Source organism: Candidatus Sulfurimonas marisnigri, assembly GCF_015265475.1.
Classification (GTDB): Bacteria; Campylobacterota; Campylobacteria; order Campylobacterales; family Sulfurimonadaceae; genus Sulfurimonas; species Sulfurimonas marisnigri.
The window spans coordinates 1,013,714-1,039,341 of sequence record NZ_CP054493.1; the positions used below are offsets into that span (position 1 = coordinate 1,013,714).

The window sequence follows — 25,628 nt, forward strand, 5'->3', positions numbered from 1 at the left end:
TATGACAACACAGATGACTAACCTAGACCTATACGCAAAAGCTGAACACCTTCTGGGAATTGAAGAAGCAACTGAAGCACTTTATGACCTTTATCGCTCAGAACTAGATGAATATAATGTAAAAACACTTCTAGATGTGGGTTGTGGCCGTGGCGGTTTTATGGAGCGTATGATTAGTGATGGCGTTACATGTAAGGGAGTTGACCTTAGCTCTATTATGGTTGAAGAGTGCAAGCTTAAAGATCTTGACGCCGAGTGCATTGACGTTAGTGAAGTGTCGGGCAAGTACGATGCTGTTGTGAGTATATTTGATGTTCTTAACTTTTTAGATAATGACGCTCTTATAAAGTTCTTAGATGCAATAGCTGAAAAACTAAATGATGATGGAATCTTTATTGCAGATATAAATACCCGTTACGGTTTTACTGATGTGGCTGAGGGAACTATGACTAATGACACAGATGAAGAGTTTCTAAGTGTAGATGCTCAGTTTGAAAATGATGAACTGTATACAAAATTTACCCTGTTTGAAAAAATAGAAGATGACATGTATAAAAAACATCAAGACACAATAGTTCAATATTTTCACAAAATAAAAACATTCCAAAATCTTTCCGCTTTAAAGCTTGTAGAGAAGCAAACTTTTTCTCTTTATGACACTGAGGATAAAACACTTCTTATTTTTAAGAAGAGATAATATATTAGTAAATTTTTATATTAAATCTTAGCCCAAACATCTCTGTAGTGGTTAAAAAATCAAGCTTAATATATTTGTTTTTATAGTAAAGCAGTGGTAAGATGATTATACTTGTATCATTACTGTTATCTTGACACTCAACTGACTTAAGAGCGCTAAAGCAGTAACCCTTTTGGTATCCTCCAATTAACTGTAATCCAAATGATTTATTTAACTCAAAAAGGTATCCAACTCCTGCAACATCAACTTCTTTGTCTCTTGAATTTGTAAAATGGTTATAAGTTAAGCTGTATTTATTGTCGGTTATATACTCTAAACCATAAGCATCATGCTTCTCATTAAACTTCTCTTCGCTACCATCTCTATCTATAAAGTGTGAAGAGAATATATAAGCAGTTACATATAGCTCATCTGCTTTTATAAAAGTAAAAAGAAATAATAATAGTATATGAAATTTCATAAAGCAATTGTAGCTAAAAAGCACTCTACGTTTATATATTTACAATTAAAGTATATTTATTTTTGTATACTTCCAAACAAATAATATGATTTTTTGGAGAATTAAATGGAATTAATTCCAGCTCAAAACCTACTTTATATGCTTCTTCCTCTCTCGTTAGTATGGTACTTTTATTATAAATGGATAGACAATAGCAAAGAAGTACTCTATGCAAGCAGCAGAATGGTGGTTCAACTATTCCTAATTGGCTATGCATTAGTATATATTTTTGAGAATGATTCATGGTATATAGGTCTTTTAATAATTGTTATTATGATTACAATGTCGAGCTTTATAGCTTTAAGAAATCTGCAGGACAAATCTCTTCATGTATACTCTGTAATAGTTTTTGCTATAGCAATCGGAGGAACTATAAATCTTGTTTTAGTTATAAAATTTGTATTGGAGCTATCTCCATTTTATGAACCAAGGTACGTCATACCAATCGCAGGTATGATATATGCAAACTCTATGAATGCTGTGTCTCTAGGCGCAGAGAGATATGAAAAAGAGTTAATAATTTCAACATATGAGCAAGCAAGAAAAGTTGCCTTAAAAGCTTCATTAATACCTAAGATAAATACATTTTTAGCAGTTGGGATTGTTTCACTTCCCGGTATGATGACAGGACAAATTCTTTCAGGTGTGGACCCTTTGATTGCTGTTAGATACCAGATAGTTGTAATGGCAATGATTTTTTCAAGTGCTGGAATTAGTGTAGTCTTATATCTTCTTATGCTAAATAAGCAAAAGTAGTCTTTATTAACATATAAAAACAATATAATTAGATAAAAGTTATTAAAATTTAACGTTGCTTTTATAAATCAGTAGTTATACTCAGCTTGTACAAAAAAACAAAAGAAGGATTTTCATGTTAAAAGTTATTATTTCTATAGTGTTCGCAATATCACTGTTAAACTCTGCAGAGTTAAGCTCTACAAATGGTTGTGAGTTGTCTCAGGTTGGTGAGTTTGGTGTAAATTTCAAAGCATTTAAAACTCCAAGCAAAATTGGTGTTGGCGGCGGATTTGATAGTGTGAATTATAAAGCTGCATCATTGAGCGGGGAAAGTTTACAAGATATATTTGTTGGTTCATCTGTTAATATTGAGACTAAAAGTGTAAATTCAAAAAATCCTGGTCGAGATGCTAAACTTGTTGAATCTTTCTTTTATGTTATGGTTGGCAAAAATATAAGTGCTAAAATAATAGCTATAAAAGATGATAAAAAAGCAGAAGCAGGACAAAGAACAGGTTCACTTTTAGTTGAGATTAATATGAACAACATCGTTAAAGAAGTTCCTATGAGGTTCACTTATAATGCTGGAGTATTTGTAGCAGAGGGTGTGATAGATGTTTTTGACTTTAATGCAAGTAAAGCACTATCTTCGATAAATAAGGCATGTTTTGGCTTACATCAAGGAAAAACTTGGAATGATGTCAATATAGGGTTTACAACAAGCATTAAATCTGCAGGTTGTGAATAAATATTGACAACTAAGGGTTTGTATGAGCCATAGACATAAGGTAAAGATAGAAAAACTATTTGAGCACCCGGTATCTGGAAATATTGATGGGCGAAAGGTGCTTAGTGCATTAGAACATTATGGTGCTAGAATAGAGATGACAAAGCATAACAAGGCAAAAATATTTATCAAAAATAAAGAGATGATTATGGCACTTGCTCATAGCAGTATTTTAACAAAAGATACGATATTAAAGCTAAGACACTTTTTAGAAGAGGTTGGATTAGTTCCTGATAGTATAGAGTAGAGACTAAATCTCTGCTTCTATAAGTATCTCTGTTATCTCTGAAGAAGCACCTAGTCTCATAGGTGGTCCCCAAAATCCTGTTCCTTTATTTACATATATTTGAAGTTTATCATTGTGTTGATGTAGCCCAGATATGTAAGGTTGTTGCAGTTTTACTAAAAGCCTAAAAGGGTAGAGTTGTCCACCGTGAGTATGTCCGCTTAAAACCAAGTCAACACCATCTTTTACCTCTTCTATATACCTTGGTTGATGAGCTAGAAGAATAGTTGGAGAATCTTTTTTTGCTAGAAGTGCTTTTTGTAAATCTGGCATATGCGTTTTAGCTCTGTACCCGAAGATATCATAGACACCCGCTAAGTTAAAGCCTTTGCCATCCTCGCCAATATACACATTTTCATTTTCAAGGACTCGTATACCTATAGATTTCACTCTGTCGATGATTTTTGTAATATTGTGAAAATATTCATGGTTCCCTACAATGAAAAAAGTTCCATATTTTGAGTTTAAAGATTTTAGTTCTTGTAGAGTATCTTTTGCATGGTCTATGTCTATATCTATTAAATCTCCTGTTATCACTACAATATCTGGCTTCAGAGCATTTACTCTTTTTACTATGTCTTTGATAAATTTTGCATTGATAAGGCCGCTTATATGTATGTCGCTAAGTTGAACTATTTTATATGGGCGTTTTAAATCTTTGATTTTTATTGTAACACGCTCTAGTTTTACAAATCTTGCTTCATATATTGACCTTAGAGTAAGAGTTGTTGCAACTGTAAGTGATGATATATCGAGTGATTTTTTAAAAAACTTTCTTCTTGACTCCGAGATTGGTGCAAATGAGAGCAAGACCCTAGAGATGTCATAAATAATAGTTGTACAAAAAAGCAAAAAAAGTATCCCGATAGGGAGCGAGAGCATAAAGTATAACCAGTTTGGAATGTTTAAATAATATCTGCCGGACATGTAGCCAATAATTCCCAAAAGGTTTATAATAAGAAAAATACGCAAGTAGCGTTTAGTAGTTGTTTTTATATCTAGCTTTGCAATAAGCCGCTTAGATATATACATGTTAAGAAGAATAAAAACACCAAAGAAGGCAGTGAAAAATAGTATAGGATTCATAAGTTGAAGTATATCAAAGATAATGGTATGATTGTATAAAAAAGATTTTTAGAAATGAATAGTTGTAAAATATGCGCAAGTGACACAGTTGCTATAACTGATGAGAAGAGTAAAAAGATATATCACAAATGTTCTACATGTAGATATATATTTTTAAATGAGCAGTTTTATATAGATGAAGAGCATGAAAAAAAACACTACGATAAACACCACAATAACTTTGAATCATTAGGGTATGTCAAGATGTTCGATGATTTAATTGATGATTTTGTAGAACCACATTTGCAAAATATAGAGAGTGCATTAGACTTTGGGTGTGGTGAGGGCGAAGTTTTACCTATACTTTTAGAGCGTAGAGGTATTTCATGTGACAGATATGATCTTTTTTATTTTCCAAAAAAAATATATGAAGATAAAAAGTACAGCTTAATCTGCTCTACCGAGGTGTTTGAACACTTGCAAAATCCGCTTGATATGTTGAAAAAGCTACTTCTACATGTAGAGAAAAACGGGTATCTTTTGATTATGAGTGCTTTTCATCCAAACAACGATGAAAAGTTTTTAAAGTGGTGGTATATTCGTGATATTACACATATAGGTTTTTTTGACATCTCAACGTTTGAGTATTTGGCTAAAGAGTTAAACTTGAAGATTATCAAGCATAATAGTAAAAACACTATTATACTTCAAAAGATTTAGTCTATAAACTCTACTACCTTTTTGAAGGGGAGTCTAACTTGTGTCGACTGTTCATTAATTCTATATCCAAAAGGCAAAAGCATAGATACTTGATACTTCGTAGTATCAAGTTTTAAAATCTCTTCAACTCTATCTTTGTCAAAACCCTCAATAGGACACGAGTCTATACCAATAAATGCTGCAGCACTCATCATATTACCAGCTGCTATATATGTCTGTTTTGATGTCCACGCATAGATGTTTTCATCACTGCTTAGAGTCTTTTTTAGGTGTTCTGAGTAGATACTAAGATACATATCCAACATCTCTTTTTTCATCTTTCTTCTAGAAAACCGTTTTTTTGGTAAGCCTGACTCTAATTTTGCAGACTCAATTCCCGCCAACACTACCACTAAATGAGAACATGTAGTTATTTGCGCCTGGTTCCAGCACTCTGGTTTTAGCTTAGCTTTTAACTCTTTATTTGTTATAACCAAGAACTTCCACGCCTCCATACCAAAAGAAGATGGTGACTTTCTGCCACACTCTAAAATATAGTTTATATCTTCATTAGATATTTTTTTTGTTTCATCAAAAACTTTGCAAGCGTGTCTAAAGTCCATAGATTTTAAAAAATCATTTTTCATATAGTGGTCCTCGAAAATATTTTAGTAAGTTTATCATAAAAAGTATTCATTGAAAAAGAGGTAGAAGAAGTTCCACCTCAAAAGAGGTGGATGTTGGATAAATTAAGCTAAATGCCTAGAAAAATGCATTAACTTTAAGATAAAAGTTTTCTTGTAATGCATCCATGTCTTGAGAGTCTGTACCATCTACAGTACCGAAGTGCCAGCCAGAACCAGTATAATCTTCTTGCATTCTTAAGTAACCAAAACGAATAGAGATATTACTTGCTAAAGGTTGAATGATATATGCTTCATGAACAGTACCACGAATAGCTAGTTTGTTAAAAGGATCTTCTGAACCCTGAGTTGCTGACCACCAGCTCTCATCACCCATATTGAACTCATAACCAACCTTAGTTCCCCAGCTACTTTTAGTATCGTACTGGAAACCTAAATAGATTGCTGAACCATTGTCTTTTATTAGTGTACCACCTGCAACTGTAGCGTAGTAAGGATTTGCATTAGGTTCACCACCAATACCGGTAGTACATGTACCGTTTGCTGTCATATTCGTATCAGTATAGTTTACACAGTTTCCATTTGAGTCTGTATCAGAGATAGCATAATGAAAGAAAGCGTCAAGGTTACCATCAACCATACTGCGAGCCTCTATACCAAAACCGTAGTTAGTGATATCACCAAGTGATTGTTGATTCTTGATCTTTGTGTTTGCTGATACTTGTTCAGCAGTATCTCCGCCTAAAAAAGGTGTAGCTTTAATATCTCCATTATTGTTTATTCCAACCCAGAATGTATTCTCAACACCTAAAAACTTTAATTCTGTTTCAAGAAATAGTCCCATAACATCCATATCTTGGATATTTTCACGGTTACATTGGTAGTAAAAACCATCATCGTTTAGAGTAAAACCTTTACCATAGATTGCACGAAGATAAGTTTTCTCCATCCCCGTAACTTTTGAAAGATTAGCAGTTAAGATAGCACCTTGAACATTACTCTCAAATACTAAACTTGGAAATACAGACTTACGAGGCTTGTTCTCCATCATGTTTAGACTCATACCACCAGTTGTTGGGAGTATTCCTAAACTAGCAATCATAGGTACAGCACCATCATTGTTAAATTTTAAGTCAAAGTAAGCACGATCAAAATCTATAGCACGAAATTTTGTAGAACTAGCAGATGGAAGTTCTGCTCCTATGTCTTGTGGACTAAGTTTACAGATTCTCTGGTCACCTTGAGAACTCCAGTTGATGATCATACGACCAACAAAGCTAGTATTATTAGTAAAATTTGCCTTACCTGCAAGTTTTAGACTACCAGAGTAGAAAGGATCCCACTCTTTTACCTGAGGGAAAGCAACCTCACGTTTGTGTGCAGTAGGAACTTGAGCAAGAGTTTTGCCAATATTTGCACCCATACCATTGTTGTCATAAGAGAATGAATCCATTCTAAAACCAAGGTCAGCCGACCAACTAAGTTTATTTGAAAAAGCTTTAGTCTCAACTTTTTCAGTAACTTCCCAAATCTCTGTACGGTCAGTTTCAGCAGTCTTTGCTTGTTTCTCAAGTACATCAATTCTTGCTTTTAATTCTTCTAGTTCACCAGCAAAAAGTGTACTACCTGCTAATAATAGTGATAATGTTATTGTTGATAATTTCATTTATATTCTCCTTAAAATGTCTATTTAGGTACTGTTGACTGATCTTTATCAGCAGAACGCTCATTTAAATAACTTAACAGTGCAGCACGATCACCGTCACTTAAACCATCAATTCCAAATTTTGCCAGTTTGGCAGGTTTTGAGAAATAACGAGTCCACTGAGCCTCAGTCTTGTTTCCACCAGCTTTTGCATAAACACCCTGTGCTAAAGCACCTAAATCTGCTGCCATTAGTTGAGTTGCAAGTAGTGCTGCAGCAACCAATGATACAATTGTTTTTTTATTCATAGTCTTTCTTCCTTTTTTATGATTTTGGTTTATAACTAACAGTTCACACCTTCTTAAATATATCTCCTTTTAAATTTTAAACTGATTTGCTTCTTGGGATAACAATTCACTAGTTTGTATCAATTTTGATGATGCAGAAACAGTATCTATACTTAACAACTTACTATCCTCACTTAGTTTTGCAATTTCTAAATTGTCTTTGTATAGTAAGTTCATTATTTCTTCCACATCTTTAGAATATGTAACCGTCATAGAGACATCTTTACGTACATTGTAAATCATATCTGAAGCTTCTGTTAATGTATTGTTTATTAGTAGTACATCATCTGATAAAGCTTGTGACTCTTTAGCCCCTGCAGCTGTTTGTTCAGATGAATCTTGAATCCCTTGAACAACAACCGAGATACTTGCACTTATCTCTGAAAGACTATTTTGAGTTCTCTCTGCTAGTTTTCTAACTTCATCAGCAACAACAGCGAAACCACGTCCGTGTTCACCGGCACGAGCAGCTTCTATAGCTGCATTTAATGCAAGTAGGTTAGTCTGGTCTGCAATATCATTTATAATGCCTAAAACATTTTTAACATCTTCAGCATCACTACTGAGCGATCTTAGTTTGTCTGCCAAATCTGTAAAGTGCTCTGCTGAATTGTTAGCTTGTGTATTTAGTCTTTTTGATTTGTTTTTTGCGTCATCAATTGATTCAACTGCTACATTTATTTTATCATCAGCTTCAATCGCAGAGTTCTTTGACTCCTCAACTTTTGTCAATGAGTGTTTTGCGTGCTCACCAGAAGAAGTTGTTTTTTCTAAAATTGTTTCTGAAGAAACACCAACTTTTTTCGATAAAACATCAATATTTTCTGATGAAGAAAGAACATCTCTTGAAGCATCAGTAACCTTTTTGATAGCAGAGGAGAATGATTGTGTCAAATCATTAATAGAGTCAGAGATTGTTAAGAGTTCTGGTTCCAATGTTGATTTACAACTTATGACTAAATCTTTATTTTTACTTATGTCGTTTAGTAAACTAGATATGTTTCTTATAGAATTTGTAATTCCTTTTTGTATAAAAAGTGAAAAAAGAATCTGTATAAGTGCTGCAATTAAACTAATTATAATTAATTGGCTGTTTGCATCTTTTAGTGCATCTTCAATTGCTAACTCCTTAGCAGCTTTGTTTTCAATTACAAATTTAGAAAAAATCGTCATCTCTTTAAAAAGATTATCAACAAGTTTATTTAACTCACCTGTTTCAAAAGTTGCTTCCTCAGGATCATCAATTATATTTTTAATAAAACTTTTCCCATTTTTAAAAAATGTCACATACATTAATCTTACTTTTTCAAGCTTCTCTGTTAGCTGTTTTCTATCTTCAGGATCTTGAAAAGTTTCAGTTTTTGTTGATAAATCTTTTATGAGAGAGTTTATATTTTCATTTTCATTACTTAAGCTAGCTAATTCACTCTCTTTTTTTAGGGCACCTTCATAAAAGTTACCTCTGATAGTGTTTAGTTTTATTTCAAGGTTTATAGTTGACTCAAAAAAAGAGTTTAATTGTGTCTTTTCATCATTCTTTTCTTTAAATAAAGAGAAAGCACCCGTAGCTATTAAAAAAATTACCGACATTGACATAATCCCGATAAAAGACAATAAAATTAACTTTAACTTTATACTACACTTTTCTTTGCTATTAAACATACATAATGACATCTTAAATTCCTTTTTCAAGTCTTTAACTCTAATTATTGGTTGACTTGGTTTTAATTTATTAATAACTAGTTTATCTGCAGTGGCTAATATTATAACTTAAATAAACATTTTGCATAAAGACATTAAGTTGACATTATAAGGACATTTAGATTAGCTAAGGCTTAATTAGGATGTTTGCAGAGTGCTTTATTGCATTTATATAGCTAAGAGTTTTGGCTTCACCCTTGTACGAAATATCAAAAGCAGTTCCGTGATCTACAGATGCTCTCATGATGGGAAGGTTCAAAGATATATTTATGCTCTCATCGAAGTAAAGTGCTTTTAGAGGTGCAAGCCCTTGGTCGTGATACATTGCTATAAAATATTTAAAGTTTTTTCTAAACTCTGGAGTAAATGCTATGTCGGGGACAATTGGACCTACAAACTGCTCAAAACCAAGTTTTTTATTGGCACTTTTTATTGCCTTGTATATTCTTAGCTCTTCGTTTCCAAGAACACCATTGTCTCCTGCATGTGGGTTTAGACCCAAAACTGCAATTTTTTCATTTGGGATAGAGTTATGTAAATCTAAAAAGAATTGTTTTAACTTTTTATATTCTATAGAGGAAGCTACATCTTTTAGTGGAATATGCTCAGTGAATAGTGCTACAAACATCTCTTCGCATCCAAGCATCATTATCGCATCTTTTTTAAAGTATTTACGAAGTACGTCTGTATGACCTTTGTACTCTAATCCTGCCATCATCCACGCCTCTTTATGTATTGGCATAGTGACAACAGCATCTGTTTCTTTAGTTTCACAAAGTCTTACTGCATGCATAAAAGAGTCAAATGAGTAGTTTCCCGATTTAGCAGACACTTTTCCTGCTTCTATATTGAAATCGCCATCTACAAATGATATTTCAAAGTCATCAGGGATCTCTACATGTAGAAGTTTAGAGGCTTGTTCTAGCATATATTTGTTAATGCAGTAAATAGGAGTACATAACTTTGAGATCTCTTTATGAGCTTTTAGAATTATCTCAATGCCTACACCATTTAAATCACCAACACTTATAGATATTTTTGGTTTATTCATCTAGTAGTCAACCTTTTCATCTCTTTTACAGCATTAGCCAAACCGCTAAAAACACTTCTGGCAATTATGCTTTGGCCAATATTTAGTTCTGTAATCTCTTGTATCTTCATCATATAAGATACATTGTGATAGTTTAGTCCATGCCCAGCTGCTACTTCAAGACCAATCTTTTTAGCATGTTTAGCAGCATTTATAATATCTTCTATTGAATTCTCAAGTCTCTCTTGAAGTTCATAGCGTGGAAGTTCTAGCTCTTTTATAGAGTGGTTGGAGTGAGAGAGTGAAGAGTTAAGCATAGCGAAAACATTTGCAAAGCTTCCGGTATGAAGCTCTACCATCTCTGCTCCTAATTCCTTAGATTTTTCTATAGCTTGTAAAGTAGGGTCAACAAATAGTGAAACAGGAATTATAGAGTCATGAAGTTGTTCAATAGCATAAGAAATTTCATCTTCATAAGTGAAAACATCAAGTCCACCCTCTGTTGTTACCTCTTCTCTTTTTTCAGGAACCAAAGTAGCACGGTGAGGCTTCAGTTTGCAAACTATGCTTAATATATCTCTATTTATAGAGCACTCAAGGTTTACAGGCAGAGTAGAGTGCTTTAAAATATTTGATGCATCAATGTCTTGTATATGTCTTCTGTCTTCTCTCAAATGAATAGTTATTTGGTCGGCGCCACTTGCACATGCCACATAAAGCGCATTTAAAATATCTGGGTCATTTACCCTTCTTGCTTCTCTTAAAACTGCTACATGGTCTATGTTTACACCTAGTGTCATACTCAATTTATTATCCTCAATTTTTATGGTAGCAATTATATCTAAGTAAATATAAGTTTAATAGTAATAATATAGCATTATTTTTGTACTTGCTATTAATTAGGTTTAGAGATTAAATCAATAAAGTATATCTAAGATGTGATATTAAAAGAAAGTATCGAGACCCAAGGGTCTCGATATAAAATGAGTTAAGTTTAGTTAATAGAAGAAATAATTCCCAGAGCTAACTGCTGAGAAGCTAATAGAGAGATCTGTGTTGTTGCAATATTTGCACTTTGTAACCCTTGGCTCAGAAGAATCTGATCTGCACTAAAGCCAATATTGTCTGACATCATAAGGATCTTATCTGCCATTTCCAAGATAGAGTTTGACATAGACCCAATATCTGCAGAGATATTTAACATACTATTCATAGAGTCAAGAAGTACGCTGTCTCTAGTAAAAACTTCTAAGACCGAGATAGAACCATTATAACCTTCCATGACTGCACCAATAGATGTCATAATAACACTAAGGTTGGTTAATGAAGTTAATGTGCCTGAATCTATATACATTGTGTTGTTACTTGTATCTGAATCTATTGTTGCTTGAAAATCTTGTACTTTTACTAAATAATTCTCTATATCTATTTTTACATCTTCAAGTTTTGAAGCCATTGTCCAACGTGTAAATCCTACTAAGACCATCTTTGCAACTAGGATATTTCCGTCTGTAACAAGTGAGTCCAGGCTAAGGTCATAGCTTGCTGTTTCTGCTACAGATACAAGTGAAAGTATATTTGTCTGTGTCGTTAAGATACTGTTTTGCGTTAAAACAAGATTTTCACTTTGAATGACTTGTGTCTCAAGAATACGGTCTGCCATCAAACCGATATTGTCCGCCATGATTAAGATATTATCTGCCATCTCACCGATACGATCAGCCATCTCACCAATGTCACTTGAAAGTTGTAAGCTTGCTCTGATACCATCACCAAGTGTAAATGCATCAGTAGTGGGTGCAAGTAGAGCAATATCATTTGATAATAAAAATGATTGATTAGATATAGCAGCTACATTAATAAAAAGTCCTTGTGCTAACATCAAAGTCTCATCATCAAGTGTAATTGGCCCTGTAAAACCATTGTTTGTGACAATAATAGCGTCAATAATTGCCTGCGCTTCTTTGTTAAGCGAAATGAGTGGTGCACACATAGTCTCATTAGTAATCACCACATTAGAAATACTACTGTTTAACTCAGTCATAGAATTATTGATATTGATTAGATCTGTTTTAAGATCTGCCTGAAGAAATGATGCCGATAAGGCAAGAAGTGCAATCAGTTTAATATATATTTTCATCTTTACTCCCTATAGTCCAAAGTTTTTAATCACAGTAATCATAATTGACTGTGATGATAATAGTGATGATTCTGTAAGTGCAACATTTGTCATCTGAATGTTTTGAGTCTCTGCAATACGATCTGCCATCAGACCGATGTTGTCAGCCATAATAAAGATTTTATCTGCCATTTGCATAATGCGATCCGACATAACACCAATATTTTTTGTCAGTTGTAACATAGTATCTGTAGCATCTGAAAGAATCACAGTGTCAGTTAACGGTGCAATCTGTTCAATTGTTCCTGAATACGCTTCCAAAGAAGCCCCTAAACTCACATAGATTCTTGAAAGATCACCTAACATTGTCAATGTGTCAGCATTGACATAATGACTCATATGTGCACTGTTTGTTACCACTGTGTCTAAAAGTGCTGTTGTCCTCTCTAAAAGAGCAACTGTTTGTGCTTCAATACCTGTCAGTTCAACTTCCATATTTAAACTGTTTAAACTAACCGCTTGCATAGCAATAGAAAGTACATCTACATCATCTACTATCTGACCTAAAGTAAGGTTATAAGCAATCGTAGAAAGTGAATCACTTAAAAGTATCATATTCTGCTGCGTGATCAAGATCGAACTTTGTGTTACAGCAAGGTTTTGACTTTGGATTACTTGTGTTGTTATGATCCTGTCTGCCATCAAGCCGATATTATCTGCCATGATTAAAATACGATCTGCCATCTCCAAGATACGATCTGCCATGGCACCTATATCTTGAGAAAGTTGTAAGATAGCGTCAACTCCTGCGCTATACTCAAAAAGTTCACCCGTAGCTGTAATATCTGTTAACTCCATTGACAGACTTATTGAGTGTATACTCATATTTTGAACTAAATATGATAAAGATGTAAGCGCGTCCATATCTACGTCTGTAGCAGAGAAATCTGTCATGCTTGTTGTCGCGTTAGCAACACTTTGTGTAAAGTCTTCAATTGACTGGTTTAATACCCCCATTTCCATACAAGCAGCATCTTGGTGGAAAGTAAAGTTTACCAATTCATCTTTTAGATTGTTCCCCTCAACGACTAAGTCTTGCAAGTCTGTGTGAATATCTGCGCGTAATGTTATACTTGATAAAAATAAGACAACTAACAATTTAATTATATTTTTCATATAAATTCCCCTCTTTTATTATTATTATTACTTATAATTAAGTTATGCAAATTATATCAATAAGTAATAATAAATAGATTACATTAATATATGATTATTATAAATTATAAAAAATTAAGTTTATGGTTTTATGCTAGCAATAAAGAAGTAATAGTAGAAAATTACATCAATGAAGGAAATGTCTATATATCTATAGCGGAGCAAACAGATAGCCTAACTCTTAATATCTGTGATAATGCCGGCGGAGTGAATGAAGATATAATTAATAAAATTTTTGAGCCATATTTTTCAACCAAAGGTGAGAAAGATGGGACAGGTTTGGGTCTTTATATGAGTAAAACTATAGTTGAGAAGCATATAGGCGGTACATTATCTGTGTATAACTCAGATGATGGTGCTTGTTTTGAGATAAAACTACCTCTAAGCGCAAAAGTTTAGGGTAGTTGAATAGAGACCTACTTATTTTGAACGATAACCTGGGTGTTGATAGTCATTACGCTCACATGCAGTGAACATACTTGCAATTCCAAGTGCTAAAATTAAAGTTAATACAATTTTTTTCATATTTATTCCTCTTTTTGGTTAAAAACTTTTGGCGATTATATCATTAATATTGTTTAAATTATCTGTATTTGCAAAACAGCTTTTTGCGCCACAAACCATAAAATCTTTGTCATCAGTAGCTTTTCTTTGTATAAAAGGGTAGGTGATTAAGCTAAGCTGTAATGCACTGTTTTGCAGGTTTTTTATGTTCGACTTGATAACTCTATCTCCCTTTAAATGCCTTAACATTTGACGTAACATGTAAGGATATACAACAGGACGGCGTCCTAGCTCATACGAGTTGTATTCTATGGTTTTAAAAGCAAAATGAGCATATTTGTCATCTTCGAGCAGAGTACCTAAAGATATTAGTACATCTACCATTATACTTACTGAACTTGTGTATGTATTGTCAGCTATATCTGCTTTTGTTTCAAACTCTCCTGTACTGAATTTCCAAACACCATTTTTGTAAAACTCTTCTAGTGCCATATTTGTAAAATGATGGGCTTTAACTAGATACACTTCATCTTGAGTTGAATTGAATGCTAAAATTAGAGCTTGTGCAAGATAAGCGTAGTCTTCTAAAAAAGCTTCTACTTTTGGTTTTTTATGTATAAGTGTAGTATGGTAAAGTTTTCCCTCTATAAACATAGTTTTTAGTAGTGCATCAAGGCTTTTTTTCCCTCTTTGTTTATATTTTGCATCAATATTTCCTAAAACAAAAAGAGATTTTATCATCATGCTTGACCATGAGGTTTGAATTTTTTTATCACAAAACGGGTACTCTCTAGAGGCTCTTAAATCACCTAGTAGAATTTTTATAGTTTCAAACTCTTTTGGTGCCTCTGCATCTTTAAATCTGATAATATTTTTGCCCTCAAAGTTTCCACTTTTTGTAATACTAAGACTCTGCAGAATATCTTCAATGTTTTCATAGTTGTTCACCTGTAAAATATTATAAACTTCCTCATAGGTATAAATAAAGTAAGTTCCCTCTTCGCCGTCACTGTCTGCATCACTGGCACTGTAAAAAAGGTTGTCTTCACTCATAAAGTTTTGCCAAAAATCTGCAATCTCTTTGGCTACATGTAGAAAACTCTCATCTTTGTATGCAAGATAAGCATTTGCATAAACTTCACAAAGCAGGGCGTTATCATAAAGCATCTTCTCAAAGTGAGGAACTACCCACTCGTTGTCAACTGAGTAGCGACAAAATCCGCCGTCAACCAAGTCATACATCCCACCCTTTTTCATACTGTTTAAAGTATGAAGCAACATGGAAGAGGCCTCTTTGTCGCCATATAGTTTGTCAATAGTAAGGAGTGTTCCAAGTGTGCTTACATGTGGAAACTTAGGTGCAACCGAGAAACCTCCATCTTTTGTCTGATAGTTATTCTTAACCTGAAGCATAAAGTTCTTGACGAAATCCTCTTTTAGTAGAGTTGCCTCTTTTGGGTGTTCAATATGATTTAGAAAACCTTCAATTTCATCTGCATTTTTATAAATTTGTTCATCATTTTGGGCTATCTTCTCACCAATAAGTTTTGTAAGTTCTATAAACCCCATCCCTTGAATGCTCCCACCTTGAGACTCTGGAGGTATATAAGTTCCTGCAAAAAATGGTTTGTTTTGTGGGGTACAAAAAATAGATGTTGGCCAACCTCCGGCACGACGGTTGAGCAACATGTGAACTTCTTGATAATGTTTATCTATGTCAGGTCTCTCTTCTCTATCAACCTTTATAGATACAAAATGCTCATTTAAAATATCTGCACATATCTGGTTCTCAAACACAGTCTCTTCCATTACATGACACCAGTGACATGAACTGTAACCTATAGATATAAATATTGCTTTGTTTTCAGCCTTTGCTTTAAGAAAGGCTTCGTCACCCCAAGGATACCAATCTACGGGGTTCTCTTTGTGTTGTTGTAAATATGGTGAGTCTTCTTTTTCTAATCTGTTTGACATAATATTTTCCTACATGTAAGGTGTATAAATTAATTATTTGTAGAGTATGGAAATATTGATGAGAGATTGCTTAAGTGTTTTTTATTTGATGGATTTTAAGTTTGCTATTTAAGTGTACTTTGAATAGAACTGTGATTTAGAATAGCTTTGATTTTGAGTAAACTAACTCCATTAATAGCGAGATGGGAAGTTTGAAGTTAAAAAGGTTGATTATAAGGGAAAATGATTATTTAGGAGCCCAAATTTTTCATTAAGCCTAATTGTCTTAATTATTATAAAATAAATGTAAAAAAAATTTATTATAATTGGATATAAATGGAAACTCAAAATAAAGAAAATATTGAACTAAAATTTCTTAATATAGATGACTATGATGAAATTACAGAGACTATGCTTTTATCTTATGAAACAATGCCTGAAGCTTATTGGAAAAAAGAGCAAGTAAAGTCATTGATTGATAAATTTCAAGATGGACAGGTAGTTATTAAGGTCGATGGAGAAATAGCTGGATGTGCTTTTTCTATTATTGTTAATTATGATGAATTTTCAAATCATCACACGTATAAAGAAATAACTGGAGACTATACTTTTGATACACATACAAAGGATGGAGATATACTCTATGGAATTGACGTATTTGTAAAACCAAAGTTTAGAGGGCTCAGAATTGGCAGACGCTTATATGACTATAGAAAAGAGTTGTGTGAAAACCTCAATCTTAAAGGTATAGCTTTTGGTGGAAGAATTCCAAATTATCATAAGTACGAAAATGAAATGTCACCAAAAGAGTATATTGATAAGGTCAAAAGAAAAGAGATTCATGATCCTGTGCTCAACTTTCAGACTTCAAATGATTTTCACCCATCAAAAATCTTAAAAGGTTACCTTGAAGGGGATCAAGATTCAGGAGAATTTGCAGTTTTACTAGAGTGGGATAATATTTATTATGAAAAACCGAGTAAAAAAATCAGTACAAATAAGAAAGTTGTACGACTAGGACTAATTCAGTGGCAGATGCGACCATATAAAAACTTGGAAGAACTGTTACAACAAGCTGAGTATTTTATTGATACGGTTTCAGGATACCGCTCAGATTTTGCTCTATTTCCTGAATTTTTTAATGCACCTTTGATGGCTGAAAACAATCATCTTTCGGAACCTGATGCGATAAGAGAACTAGCTAAACATACCCATGACATTATTCAAAAGCTCTCAGAGTTTTCTATATCTTATAACATCAATATCATCTCAGGTAGCATGCCAGAAATAAAAAATGGACACTTGTATAATGTTGGTTACTTATGTAGACGAGATGGTACTATAGACCGTTATGAGAAGATACATGTAACACCAGATGAGGTAAAAGTATGGGGTATGCAGGGTGGACACGAAATAAAAACATTTGATACAGATTGCGGAAAAATAGGGATACTCATATGTTATGACTCTGAATTTCCAGAACTCAGCAGATTACTAGCAGATGAAGGAATGGATATTTTATTTGTTCCATTTTTAACTGATACTCAAAACGGTTATTCTAGAGTTCGACATTGTTCTCAGGCAAGAGCTATTGAAAATGAGTGTTATGTTGCTATCGCAGGAAGTGTAGGAAACCTACCAAATGTTCATAATATGGATATGCAGTTTGCTCAGTCAATGGTATTTACACCTTGTGATTTTGCTTTTCCAACAAATGGAATTAAAGCAGAGGCAACTCCAAATACAGAGATGGTTTTAATAGCGGATGTTGATATAGGCCTTTTAAGAGAATTGCATGAGTTTGGAAGTGTAAAAAATCTTAAAGATAGAAGAAAAGACATATTCGAATTAACAAATAAAACTAAATCTATTTGAGTTAGCTAGAAAAAAATATTAAATTAAAAAGGGTCGGGAAGTATTGTGTACAAATGCATTGAAAGAGCTATAAGCAGTTATTTGACGCGTGTTATGAGCTTCTTGATAATCTGAATAACCATATATAAAGGATTAGAATAATTTTTCAAGACAATCTGAATTGTTAATTTAATGGATAAGTGTTTATTAAATTATGGTCATTCCAGTTTGAAAAAAGATATAATAAGGAGGCTACACAAAATTAGGTTTTTACTGAATTTGTAAGTGTCTATAAAAGTGGAGTCATTCTAAACTCAATAAAATCTTAAAAGTTATATAAAGTTGAGTAGTGAATATGAAAAAACTATAAGAATGTAGTGCATGAGGAAAATATATGAGCATACCAAAAAAAACAGTTCAAGAAGTAAAAAGTGTCGCTTATGAGTGGCAAAAAAAGATACAGGTTTCAAGAAAAGGTAAGGAACAGGATTTTCACGACATGATGATGAAAATGCTGAAAAATCCTATTAATAAGATATTCCTTATTGAGTTACTTGACCAAAGTTTTCGTTCAAAAGATGGAGATAGAGTTGCTGATCAGTTAGAGCATATCTTTGCCAAATATAAAAGTACAGACTTTTTTTCTCAATTTGAACAGATCCTTATCTGGTTATTTCGTGATGTAGGTATTTATGTAAGTTCTATATCTATTCCCCTTTTTATTAAGTATCTTCGAAATGACATTAGTAGCATAGTTATTAAGGGCGAAGATCCAGTTTTAGCTAAACATATGAAAGCTAGAAAAAATGAGGGAACTCGTGTAAATATCAATGTCATTGGAGAGATAGTACTAAGTGAAGAAGAAGCGCAAGAGAGAGTAGATAAATATATAAAACTTTTAGAAAATCCAGATGTTGATTACCTCTCTATAAAAATATCAAATCTTTTTTCTCAGATAGTTCCACATGCACATCATAATAACATTGTTAAAATTTCGAAGCAGTTAGAAAAAGTTTATAGCACGGCTATGAAAAACAGATATAAAGATAAAGATGGTAAAGAGAAGTATAAATTTGTAAATCTTGATATGGAAGAGTATAGAGATATTGAAATCACTATTGATTCATTTAAAAATGTTTTAGAAAAAGAGGAATTTAAAGATTTTCACGCAGGTATTGTTATCCAAAATTATCTACCAGATGCTATGATTTATATCAAAGATTTAGTAGCTTGGGCTAAGAATAGAGTTCTTAATGGTGGAGCCCCTATAAAAATCCGTATTGTAAAAGGTGCAAATCAAGAGATGGAGTTAACCGAAGCTTCTTTAAGAGGTTGGCCTAATGTTACTTATTCATCAAAAGCGGAGAGTGATGCAAACTTTAAGATAGCAATGGATTTTTTGCTAGACCCCGAAGTAGCGCCATATGCTCATACCGGTATAGCCTCTCATAATCTTTTTGACCATGCTTTAGCTATGCTTTTAGCAAAAGAGAGAGGAACACAGAAATACTGTTCCGCTGAGATGTTAGAGGGGATGAGTGAGGCAGCTTATGAAGTCCTAAAGAAGGAAGGCTTAAATGTAATACTTTACGCCCCAACCGCTACAAAAGAAACATTTACAAATGCTATTGCTTATCTTGTTCGACGATTTGATGAAAATACAGCAGATCAAAATTTTTTAAGACATAGTTTTGGTCTTGAAGTCGATACTCCAGCTTGGGATACTCTCATAAAAAGTTATGACGACGCCATCGCTTTAATACCAACTGTTCATCAAAAACCATACAGAACGCAAGATAGAAACAAAGAGATAACCAAGAAAGATATTGACATAAGATATTATCAATTTGAAAATGAACCAGATACAGATTTTATTTTATCTGCAAACAGAAAATGGGCGGAGAGTATCTGCGATAAATGGCAAAATATTGGTAAAGTTGGTGGTTTTAACGCTTATCCAGTTGTTGGTGGTAAAATAGTTAAAAGAGACGATAATATTATAGAGGTAATAGATAAATCTCAATATCATGAAAAAAAAATAGCCGGACATTATATGTCAGCAAATGAAGATGATATGAGAGTAGCTATCGCTACTGCAAAAGAGGACCCAGATGGTTGGAGAAAATTACACTATTTAGAAAGACAAAGAATTTTAATGGATGTGGCGCATGAGTTAAGATTGGCAAGAGCTGATTTAATTGGTGTTGCTGCCGCTGAAGTTGGAAAAGTTTTTACTGAGACAGATGTAGAAGTAAGTGAAGCGATAGACTTTGCAAATTTTTATCCTTATAGTGTGGCTAAAATGTCAGGTCTTACAGGTGTTGAAGCAAGTGGTAAAGGCGTTGGATTGGTTATAAGTCCTTGGAATTTCCCTATCGCTATTCCTGTTGGAGGAGTTGTGGCATCTTTGGCCGCTGGAAATACGGTTATACTAAAACCTGCTAAAGATTCAATCCTTTGTGGATATAGGCTTTGTCAATGTTTCTGGGATGCAGGGGTAAGTAAAAATACACTTCAGTTTCTACCTGCTCTTGGAAGTGAAGTTGGTAAGCATGTTATACCTAATGAAAATATTGATTTTACTATATTTACAGGCTCAGATAAGACAGCGTATCGAATCATAAAATCACGTCCAGATATAAGTTTAAGTGCTGAAACTGGTGGTAAAGATGCCACCATAGTAACAGCACTTGCGGATAGAGATCAGGCTATTAAAAATGTAGTTGTATCTGCCTTTCATAACTCTGGACAGAAATGTTCAGCTACATCATTGTTAGTTTTAGAAAAAGAATTATATGAAAACAAAGCTTTTAAAAAGACTTTAAAAGAGGCAGTAGAGTCACTTCAGACAGGTTCAGTGTGGAATTTTGCAAATCGAATAGGTACTCTTTCAAATCTACCTGCAGGAAGTCTTAAAAAATCACTTACATATCTTGATGATGGTGAAGAGTGGCTTGTCCCACCTTCTTATGCAGATAAAGGCAACCCTTATATGCTTACACCATCTGTGAGATGGGGAACAAAAAACAATGATTTTTGTCATATGAACGAATTATTTGGTCCAGTACTTAGTGTAATGTGTGCAGACAATCTTGATCATGCTATAGAACTAGTAAATGCAACGGGATATGGTTTAACTTCAGGTATAGAAACGCTAGATAAAAGAGAACAAGATTATTGGAGGGATAAAATCCTTGCAGGAAATCTTTATATAAACCGTGGGACAACTGGAGCTATTGTAACTCGTCAGCCATTTGGTGGGATGAGAAAGTCTGCTATTGGGAGCGGTAAAAAAGCTGGTGGTTTTAACTATGTTAGCCAATTTATGAATATTGATTATAAAAAGACTAATCTTTATGAGAGTTGTTCAACACAGTTCATAGATCAGATGCGAAGTTTCTTGACTAGAGATACTGTATTTAATGATGAGTGCGAGTTGGCACTTCGACATATCTGTCATTTTGCTCATTGGCATGAAGTTGAATTTTTAAAAGAGCATGACTATGCATACATACGTGGTGAGAGCAATATTATCCGATATCTTCCAGTTGAGAGTGTGCTTTTAAGAGTAGAAGAGAATGATGCGTTAGATGAGATTTTAACGACTATTATTGCTATTAAAATGATTGGCGCAAAGCTTCATGTTTCTATACCTAAGAAGAGTAAAAAAGCGGAACTTATTTGGCTAGAATCAAAACAAACTTCATTTATAGGTAAAGAGGACAGCATAAGTAGAGATGACGAAGATGAACTAATCGAGATTATGACTAAGGTTCAAAGAGTCAGATTTTTACATCCAGATAATGTAACGCAAAATATTTATGAGCAAGTTGCAAGTAAAGCTATATACATAGCACACGATCCTTTTGTTTCACATGGTCGTTTAGAACTAATGCACTACTTTATCGAGCAAAGTATCTCAAACAGTTACCATAGATATGGTAACTTAGGGATTCAAGGTTTAACTTTAGAGGAGGTTTAAGTCTATGTAATGGTAGTTTTCATGGTATATCTCAGCAAATGAAAACTCTGTTCAAAAATAATTAACCATAACCATAGATTTAAATTTTAAATAAAATAAGGGGAAAAAGTGAAAAGAATAGTTTTTAAAGTAGGAAGCAGTGTTTTAACGGAAACAACAAACATAGCAAATGAGAGGATGTTGAACCTGGTCTCTTTAATTGTTGAAGCTAGGAAAAAATATGAAGTAATTTTAGTCTCATCTGGTGCTGTAGCGGCTGGATATACAGCAGTTCAATTAAATAGAAGTATCCCTGAAAGTAAAAAGGTTTTAGCTTCTGTCGGGCAATCTGTCCTTATGAGTTCTTATAAAAATAAGTTTGATATTTTTGATGTAACTATCTCTCAAATACTATTAACAGAGGAAGATTTTGACTCAAGAGTACATACTGAAATATTTCAAGATATTATAGATAGAACATTAAGAAATGACATTTTACCTATTGTAAATGAAAACGATATCTCAACAACTCCAGATCAGCTATTTGGAGATAATGACCAACTATCCGCTCATGTTGCTTACTATACAGGAGCTGATATGCTTATAATATTAAGCGATATTGATGGTTATTACGATTCTAACCCTAAAGATAATCCTAAAGCGCAAATAAAAAAAATAGTAACCCAAATAAAAGAGGAGGAGTTAAATCAAGAACATACTCCAAACTCTAAATTTGCAACGGGTGGGATTGTCACAAAACTTAAAGCGGCCCAATACATTATGAGTAAAAATAGAGAGATGTTTTTATGTAATGGTTTCGATTTAACGTCCGCTAGAGAGTTTTTGATAGATGGAGTGCATAACAAAGGCACTCTCTTTACTAGCAAGCAAGAAAAAAAAGAAGAAGAAAAAAAAGGTAAAAAATGAAATTAACTTTTATTGGAAATGGTAATATGGCTAAAGCTCTTATAGAGGGATTAGTCTCAAATTATGATATAGAGGTGTTAGGTAGAAATGAAAAAACTCTCCAAACACTTAAAAATAAACTTCCTAAAATAACGACAAAAGTTATAGGTAAAAGTGAAGATATAACTGGAAAAAACATAGTTCTTTGTGTGAAACCTTACTCTCTTCCTGATTTAGCACCGAAGTTATCTGGAGAAGCAGACACCATTTTTTCTGTATTAGCTGGAACATCCATAGATAGCATAAGAGCACAGATAAAATCTAAAAAATACATAAGAACTATGCCAAATTTAGGAGCTAGTTTTTTAAAGTCAATGACTACTATAACTGGTGATGAAGAGTTAAAAGAGACAGCTCTTGAAATATTTAACAATATCGGAACTGCTCTATGGTTAAGTACTGAAAATGAGCTAGACATAGCTACTGGAGTTGCTGGAAGCGGTCCTGCATATCTCGCACTTATTGCTGAGAGTTTAGCTGATGGCGCGGTAAATCAAGGACTAAAAAGAGAAGATTCTCAGATTTTAGTGCAAGGTCTTTTTGATGGCTTTGCTGCATTAATAGCAAATGAAAACCCTGCACTTATAAAAGATGGCGTAATGAGCCCTGGTGGAACGACGGCAGCAGGATATGCGGCACTAGAGAGATGCAATGTTCGTCATGGGATGATGGAAGCGATAAGCGATGCTTATTCAAAAGCTAAAGAATTAAAACTTAAAAACTAAAAGGAAATAAAAATGACAAAATTAGAAAATATATCGATGATAAAAGAAGCAAACGTATACTTTGATGGAAAAGTTGTAAGTAGAACAATTTACTTAGAAGATGGAAGCCGACAAACTCTAGGTGTAATGCAAGCTGGTGAATACACATTTGACACCAACGAAGCTGAAATTATGGAGATGATGAGTGGTGATTTAGAAGTAAAACTACCAGGAGAGAGTGAATTTAAAACTTTAAATACTCCAGAGAGTTTTAATGTTCCTGCAAATTCATCTTTTGATTTGAGAGTAAAAACTGTTACGGATTACTGCTGTAGCTACATTGTGGCGTAAGCTATGGAAGCGTTTTTGGTAGATAAAGCTATTGCCAAAGATGCTCTTCCTAAGATAAAAGTCGTATTTAATAAGGCAGGAACTGAACTTAAAGGCTGTGCAAATACCCAAGAAATTATTACCGTAACAAACGCAACTGATGAAGATTTTGATACTGAATATTTAGCCAATAATTTAAATATAAAATTAGTGGATGCTATTGGCGCGGCGGCGGTATATGTAAACTCTTCAACTAGATTTACAGATGGTGGCTCTTTTAGCCTTGGAGCGGAAGTCGGTATCAGCACAAATAAACTTCATACTCGTGGACCTATGGGTATAGAAGGACTTACTACGTATAAATTTAAGATTTATGGTAGTGGACAAATTAGAGCATGAAAAAATATACTAAAAGCTGAGACATGAAAACAAAGAATAATGTTTTTCTATTTGTAGCTCAATATTTTAGATGATTGATTTTTAAAGTATGTCTCTTGATTGTCAACTTAGGACTTGGTTTCAGCATATATTTAAAAGCAAAGTACTTATTTAGAGGTAAATATAGCATAATCTATAGTATTAAAATATGTATTATTAACCTAATCTCATAATACTCTTTCAGATATAAAAATTGTTGTACTATATAGTAGATGTTTAAATTATATTTTTGGAGCATTAAGCCAATGAAAAATGATCTGTTATTACAGTTAGATAGGCTGGCATACCCAGTGTTAATTTTAAATGAGTCAAATGAATTTATTTGGTCTAATAATAAGTTTAACATCTTACATAAAAGTGCTCTTATAAACAAAAATAACATCCTCATTCGTGACATTGTTATATCATCTATACTCCCCGTTTTAGATAGAGGAGAATATGAAGTTCAAAATATTAAAAAAAAGCATTATTTTTCTATTATAGAGTCGTCAATAGATTTGAATGGTAAAACTTGTAAATTTTTAAGTTTTTTTGATATTTCCAAACGAAAAGAACTAACAAGAGAACTTTCCGAAAAAGGGAAGATGTTTGAGTCATTAAGTGAATATTTACCTGAGGGAATTGTTTTATACAATGAAAAAATTATTTATAGTAATCCAGCATTTGAGAAGCTAAGCGGGTATAGGGGTAGAGAACTAATGAGTAAAAATTTTATAGAACTACTTCTACCTAAAAGCCAATCTGAACTAAAAATAATAATGGATGGAATGCTTCTAAAACAAGGTAAAAAGTATGAATTAAATGCCCAGATTAGACGAAAAAAAGGTGACATACTCCATGTACAGGTTAAAACACAATCTTTAATGATAGATAATAATATACATTTTTTAAGTATCATATCTGATATAACACACAAAATAAAAGAACATGATAGGCTTAAGCAATTCGCATATGTTGATGCATTGACTGGTATTTATAACCGGAGAAAATTTGATGAACTATTAGAGGTTGAGTACAGTAGAGCAAAAAGATATAAACGTAATTTAAGTGCACTATTTTTTGATATTGATCATTTTAAAAAAGTAAATGATAACTTTGGACATGATATTGGTGATGATGTTTTGAAAATGATGGCTCACTTGGTCAAATCAAATATAAGAGAAACAGATTTTTTTGCACGATGGGGAGGAGAAGAGTTTATCGTTCTTTTACCAGAAACTTCGCTAGAGGATGCTTTAACAATAGCAGAACATATTCGTAGTGGTATTGAATCTAAGATGTTTGAAATAGTAGGAAAAATTACGGTAAGTATTGGGGTGAGTAAAATTAAAGAGAAAGAACGTATTGAAACGTTTATAAAGCGTCTTGATAATGCACTATATAAAGCTAAACATGAAGGAAGAAATAAAGTAGTTAAACTCTAAATACAAAGTGTTTAACTAGGTC

At 33.3% G+C, this 25,628-nt stretch carries 23 protein-coding genes and 1 pseudogene; 13 read left to right on the forward strand and 11 right to left on the reverse strand.

The features are described 5' to 3' along the window. Position 1: 1 nt before the first annotated feature. On the forward strand, positions 2 to 697 hold the full coding sequence (locus HUE87_RS05165; protein ID WP_229855234.1) for a class I SAM-dependent DNA methyltransferase: 696 nt from the start codon (positions 2 to 4) through the stop codon (positions 695 to 697). Between the two features lie 4 nt (positions 698 to 701). On the opposite strand, the gene HUE87_RS05170 is transcribed toward HUE87_RS05165, so the two are convergent. Continuing rightward, positions 702 to 1,157, reverse strand: a complete 456-nt coding sequence (locus HUE87_RS05170) for a hypothetical protein (RefSeq protein WP_194367658.1) — start codon at positions 1,155 to 1,157, stop codon at positions 702 to 704. Between the two features lie 105 nt (positions 1,158 to 1,262). On the opposite strand from HUE87_RS05170, the gene HUE87_RS05175 reads away from it, so the two are divergent. The 3 genes from HUE87_RS05175 (at position 1,263) to HUE87_RS05185 (ending at position 2,968) form a co-directional block, all read left to right on the forward strand. After that, on the forward strand, positions 1,263 to 1,952 hold the full coding sequence (locus HUE87_RS05175; RefSeq protein WP_194367659.1) for an ABC transporter permease: 690 nt from the start codon (positions 1,263 to 1,265) through the stop codon (positions 1,950 to 1,952). A gap of 115 nt (positions 1,953 to 2,067) precedes the next feature. Continuing rightward, a complete protein-coding gene (locus tag HUE87_RS05180) occupies positions 2,068 to 2,682 on the forward strand; it encodes a YceI family protein (protein ID WP_194367660.1) in 615 nt (204 codons plus the stop codon). 22 nt (positions 2,683 to 2,704) lie between these two features. Beyond that, positions 2,705 to 2,968 carry a hypothetical protein gene (locus HUE87_RS05185; RefSeq protein ID WP_194367661.1) on the forward strand — a complete coding sequence of 88 codons (264 nt, stop codon included), beginning with the start codon at positions 2,705 to 2,707 and terminating at the stop codon, positions 2,966 to 2,968. 3 nt (positions 2,969 to 2,971) lie between these two features. Here HUE87_RS05185 and HUE87_RS05190 read toward each other — a convergent pair whose 3' ends face one another. Then, the gene (locus HUE87_RS05190; RefSeq protein ID WP_194367662.1) at positions 2,972 to 4,093 is read right to left on the reverse strand and encodes a metallophosphoesterase; all 1,122 of its coding nucleotides are present in this window, start codon (positions 4,091 to 4,093) and stop codon (positions 2,972 to 2,974) included. A 54-nt stretch (positions 4,094 to 4,147) separates the two neighbouring features. On the opposite strand from HUE87_RS05190, the gene HUE87_RS05195 reads away from it, so the two are divergent. After that, a complete protein-coding gene (locus tag HUE87_RS05195) occupies positions 4,148 to 4,792 on the forward strand; it encodes a class I SAM-dependent methyltransferase (protein WP_194367663.1) in 645 nt (214 codons plus the stop codon). Here HUE87_RS05195 and HUE87_RS05200 read toward each other — a convergent pair. The 8 genes from HUE87_RS05200 to HUE87_RS05235 form a co-directional block, all read right to left on the reverse strand. Continuing rightward, on the reverse strand, positions 4,789 to 5,418 hold the full coding sequence (locus HUE87_RS05200; protein ID WP_194367664.1) for an NAD(P)H-dependent oxidoreductase: 630 nt from the start codon (positions 5,416 to 5,418) through the stop codon (positions 4,789 to 4,791). The genes HUE87_RS05195 and HUE87_RS05200 overlap by 4 nt on opposite strands. A 115-nt stretch (positions 5,419 to 5,533) precedes the next feature. After that, a complete protein-coding gene (locus HUE87_RS05205) occupies positions 5,534 to 7,081 on the reverse strand; it encodes a DUF3373 family protein (RefSeq protein WP_194367665.1) in 1,548 nt (515 codons plus the stop codon). A 20-nt stretch (positions 7,082 to 7,101) separates the two neighbouring features. Continuing rightward, the gene (locus HUE87_RS05210; protein ID WP_194367666.1) at positions 7,102 to 7,368 is read right to left on the reverse strand and encodes a hypothetical protein; all 267 of its coding nucleotides are present in this window, start codon (positions 7,366 to 7,368) and stop codon (positions 7,102 to 7,104) included. A gap of 69 nt (positions 7,369 to 7,437) precedes the next feature. Further along, on the reverse strand, positions 7,438 to 8,997 hold the full coding sequence (locus tag HUE87_RS05215; protein ID WP_194367667.1) for a methyl-accepting chemotaxis protein: 1,560 nt from the start codon (positions 8,995 to 8,997) through the stop codon (positions 7,438 to 7,440). A gap of 238 nt (positions 8,998 to 9,235) precedes the next feature. Then, the gene (pdxA, locus tag HUE87_RS05220; protein WP_194367668.1) at positions 9,236 to 10,159 is read right to left on the reverse strand and encodes a 4-hydroxythreonine-4-phosphate dehydrogenase; all 924 of its coding nucleotides are present in this window, start codon (positions 10,157 to 10,159) and stop codon (positions 9,236 to 9,238) included. Next, positions 10,156 to 10,938, reverse strand: coding sequence for a pyridoxine 5'-phosphate synthase (locus HUE87_RS05225; protein ID WP_194367894.1), 783 nt, complete (start codon positions 10,936 to 10,938; stop codon positions 10,156 to 10,158). Before HUE87_RS05225 ends, pdxA begins: the two co-directional genes overlap by 4 nt. A 194-nt stretch (positions 10,939 to 11,132) precedes the next feature. Next, positions 11,133 to 12,278 (reverse strand): hypothetical protein, encoded by a 1,146-nt coding sequence (locus HUE87_RS05230; RefSeq protein ID WP_194367669.1) that lies wholly within the window; start codon positions 12,276 to 12,278, stop codon positions 11,133 to 11,135. A 9-nt stretch (positions 12,279 to 12,287) separates the two neighbouring features. Further along, positions 12,288 to 13,433 carry a hypothetical protein gene (locus HUE87_RS05235; RefSeq protein ID WP_194367670.1) on the reverse strand — a complete coding sequence of 382 codons (1,146 nt, stop codon included), beginning with the start codon at positions 13,431 to 13,433 and terminating at the stop codon, positions 12,288 to 12,290. A gap of 90 nt (positions 13,434 to 13,523) precedes the next feature. On the opposite strand from HUE87_RS05235, the gene HUE87_RS05240 reads away from it, so the two are divergent. After that, a complete protein-coding gene (locus HUE87_RS05240) occupies positions 13,524 to 13,871 on the forward strand; it encodes a sensor histidine kinase (RefSeq protein ID WP_194367671.1) in 348 nt (115 codons plus the stop codon). Between the two features lie 144 nt (positions 13,872 to 14,015). Here HUE87_RS05240 and HUE87_RS05245 read toward each other — a convergent pair whose 3' ends face one another. Beyond that, a complete protein-coding gene (locus HUE87_RS05245; RefSeq protein WP_194367672.1) occupies positions 14,016 to 15,950 on the reverse strand; it encodes a thioredoxin domain-containing protein in 1,935 nt (644 codons plus the stop codon). A 315-nt stretch (positions 15,951 to 16,265) separates the two neighbouring features. Between HUE87_RS05245 and HUE87_RS05250 the strand changes: the two genes are divergently transcribed. The 7 genes and pseudogenes from HUE87_RS05250 to HUE87_RS05280 all read left to right on the forward strand — a co-directional run bounded on the left by HUE87_RS05250 (position 16,266) and on the right by HUE87_RS05280 (position 25,606). Beyond that, positions 16,266 to 17,804, forward strand: a complete 1,539-nt coding sequence (locus HUE87_RS05250) for a carbon-nitrogen hydrolase family protein (protein WP_194367673.1) — start codon at positions 16,266 to 16,268, stop codon at positions 17,802 to 17,804. 373 nt (positions 17,805 to 18,177) lie between these two features. Further along, on the forward strand, positions 18,178 to 21,765 hold the full coding sequence (locus HUE87_RS05255) for a proline dehydrogenase family protein (protein WP_194367674.1): 3,588 nt from the start codon (positions 18,178 to 18,180) through the stop codon (positions 21,763 to 21,765). 108 nt (positions 21,766 to 21,873) lie between these two features. Next, positions 21,874 to 22,671, forward strand: coding sequence for a glutamate 5-kinase (gene proB, locus HUE87_RS05260; RefSeq protein WP_194367675.1), 798 nt, complete (start codon positions 21,874 to 21,876; stop codon positions 22,669 to 22,671). Beyond that, positions 22,668 to 23,435: a pyrroline-5-carboxylate reductase gene (locus HUE87_RS05265; RefSeq protein WP_194367676.1), complete on the forward strand. Its 768-nt coding sequence runs from the start codon at positions 22,668 to 22,670 to the stop codon at positions 23,433 to 23,435. Before proB ends, HUE87_RS05265 begins: the two co-directional genes overlap by 4 nt. Before the next feature lie 12 nt (positions 23,436 to 23,447). Beyond that, a complete protein-coding gene (gene ppnP, locus HUE87_RS05270) occupies positions 23,448 to 23,765 on the forward strand; it encodes a pyrimidine/purine nucleoside phosphorylase (protein ID WP_194367677.1) in 318 nt (105 codons plus the stop codon). Next, positions 23,766 to 24,143: pseudogene (gene proA, locus HUE87_RS05275) on the forward strand (glutamate-5-semialdehyde dehydrogenase); the annotation flags it as partial. A 284-nt stretch (positions 24,144 to 24,427) separates the two neighbouring features. Next, complete coding sequence (locus tag HUE87_RS05280; protein WP_194367678.1) at positions 24,428 to 25,606, forward strand: sensor domain-containing diguanylate cyclase; 1,179 nt, start codon at positions 24,428 to 24,430, stop codon at positions 25,604 to 25,606. The last annotated feature ends 22 nt before the right edge of the window (positions 25,607 to 25,628 follow it).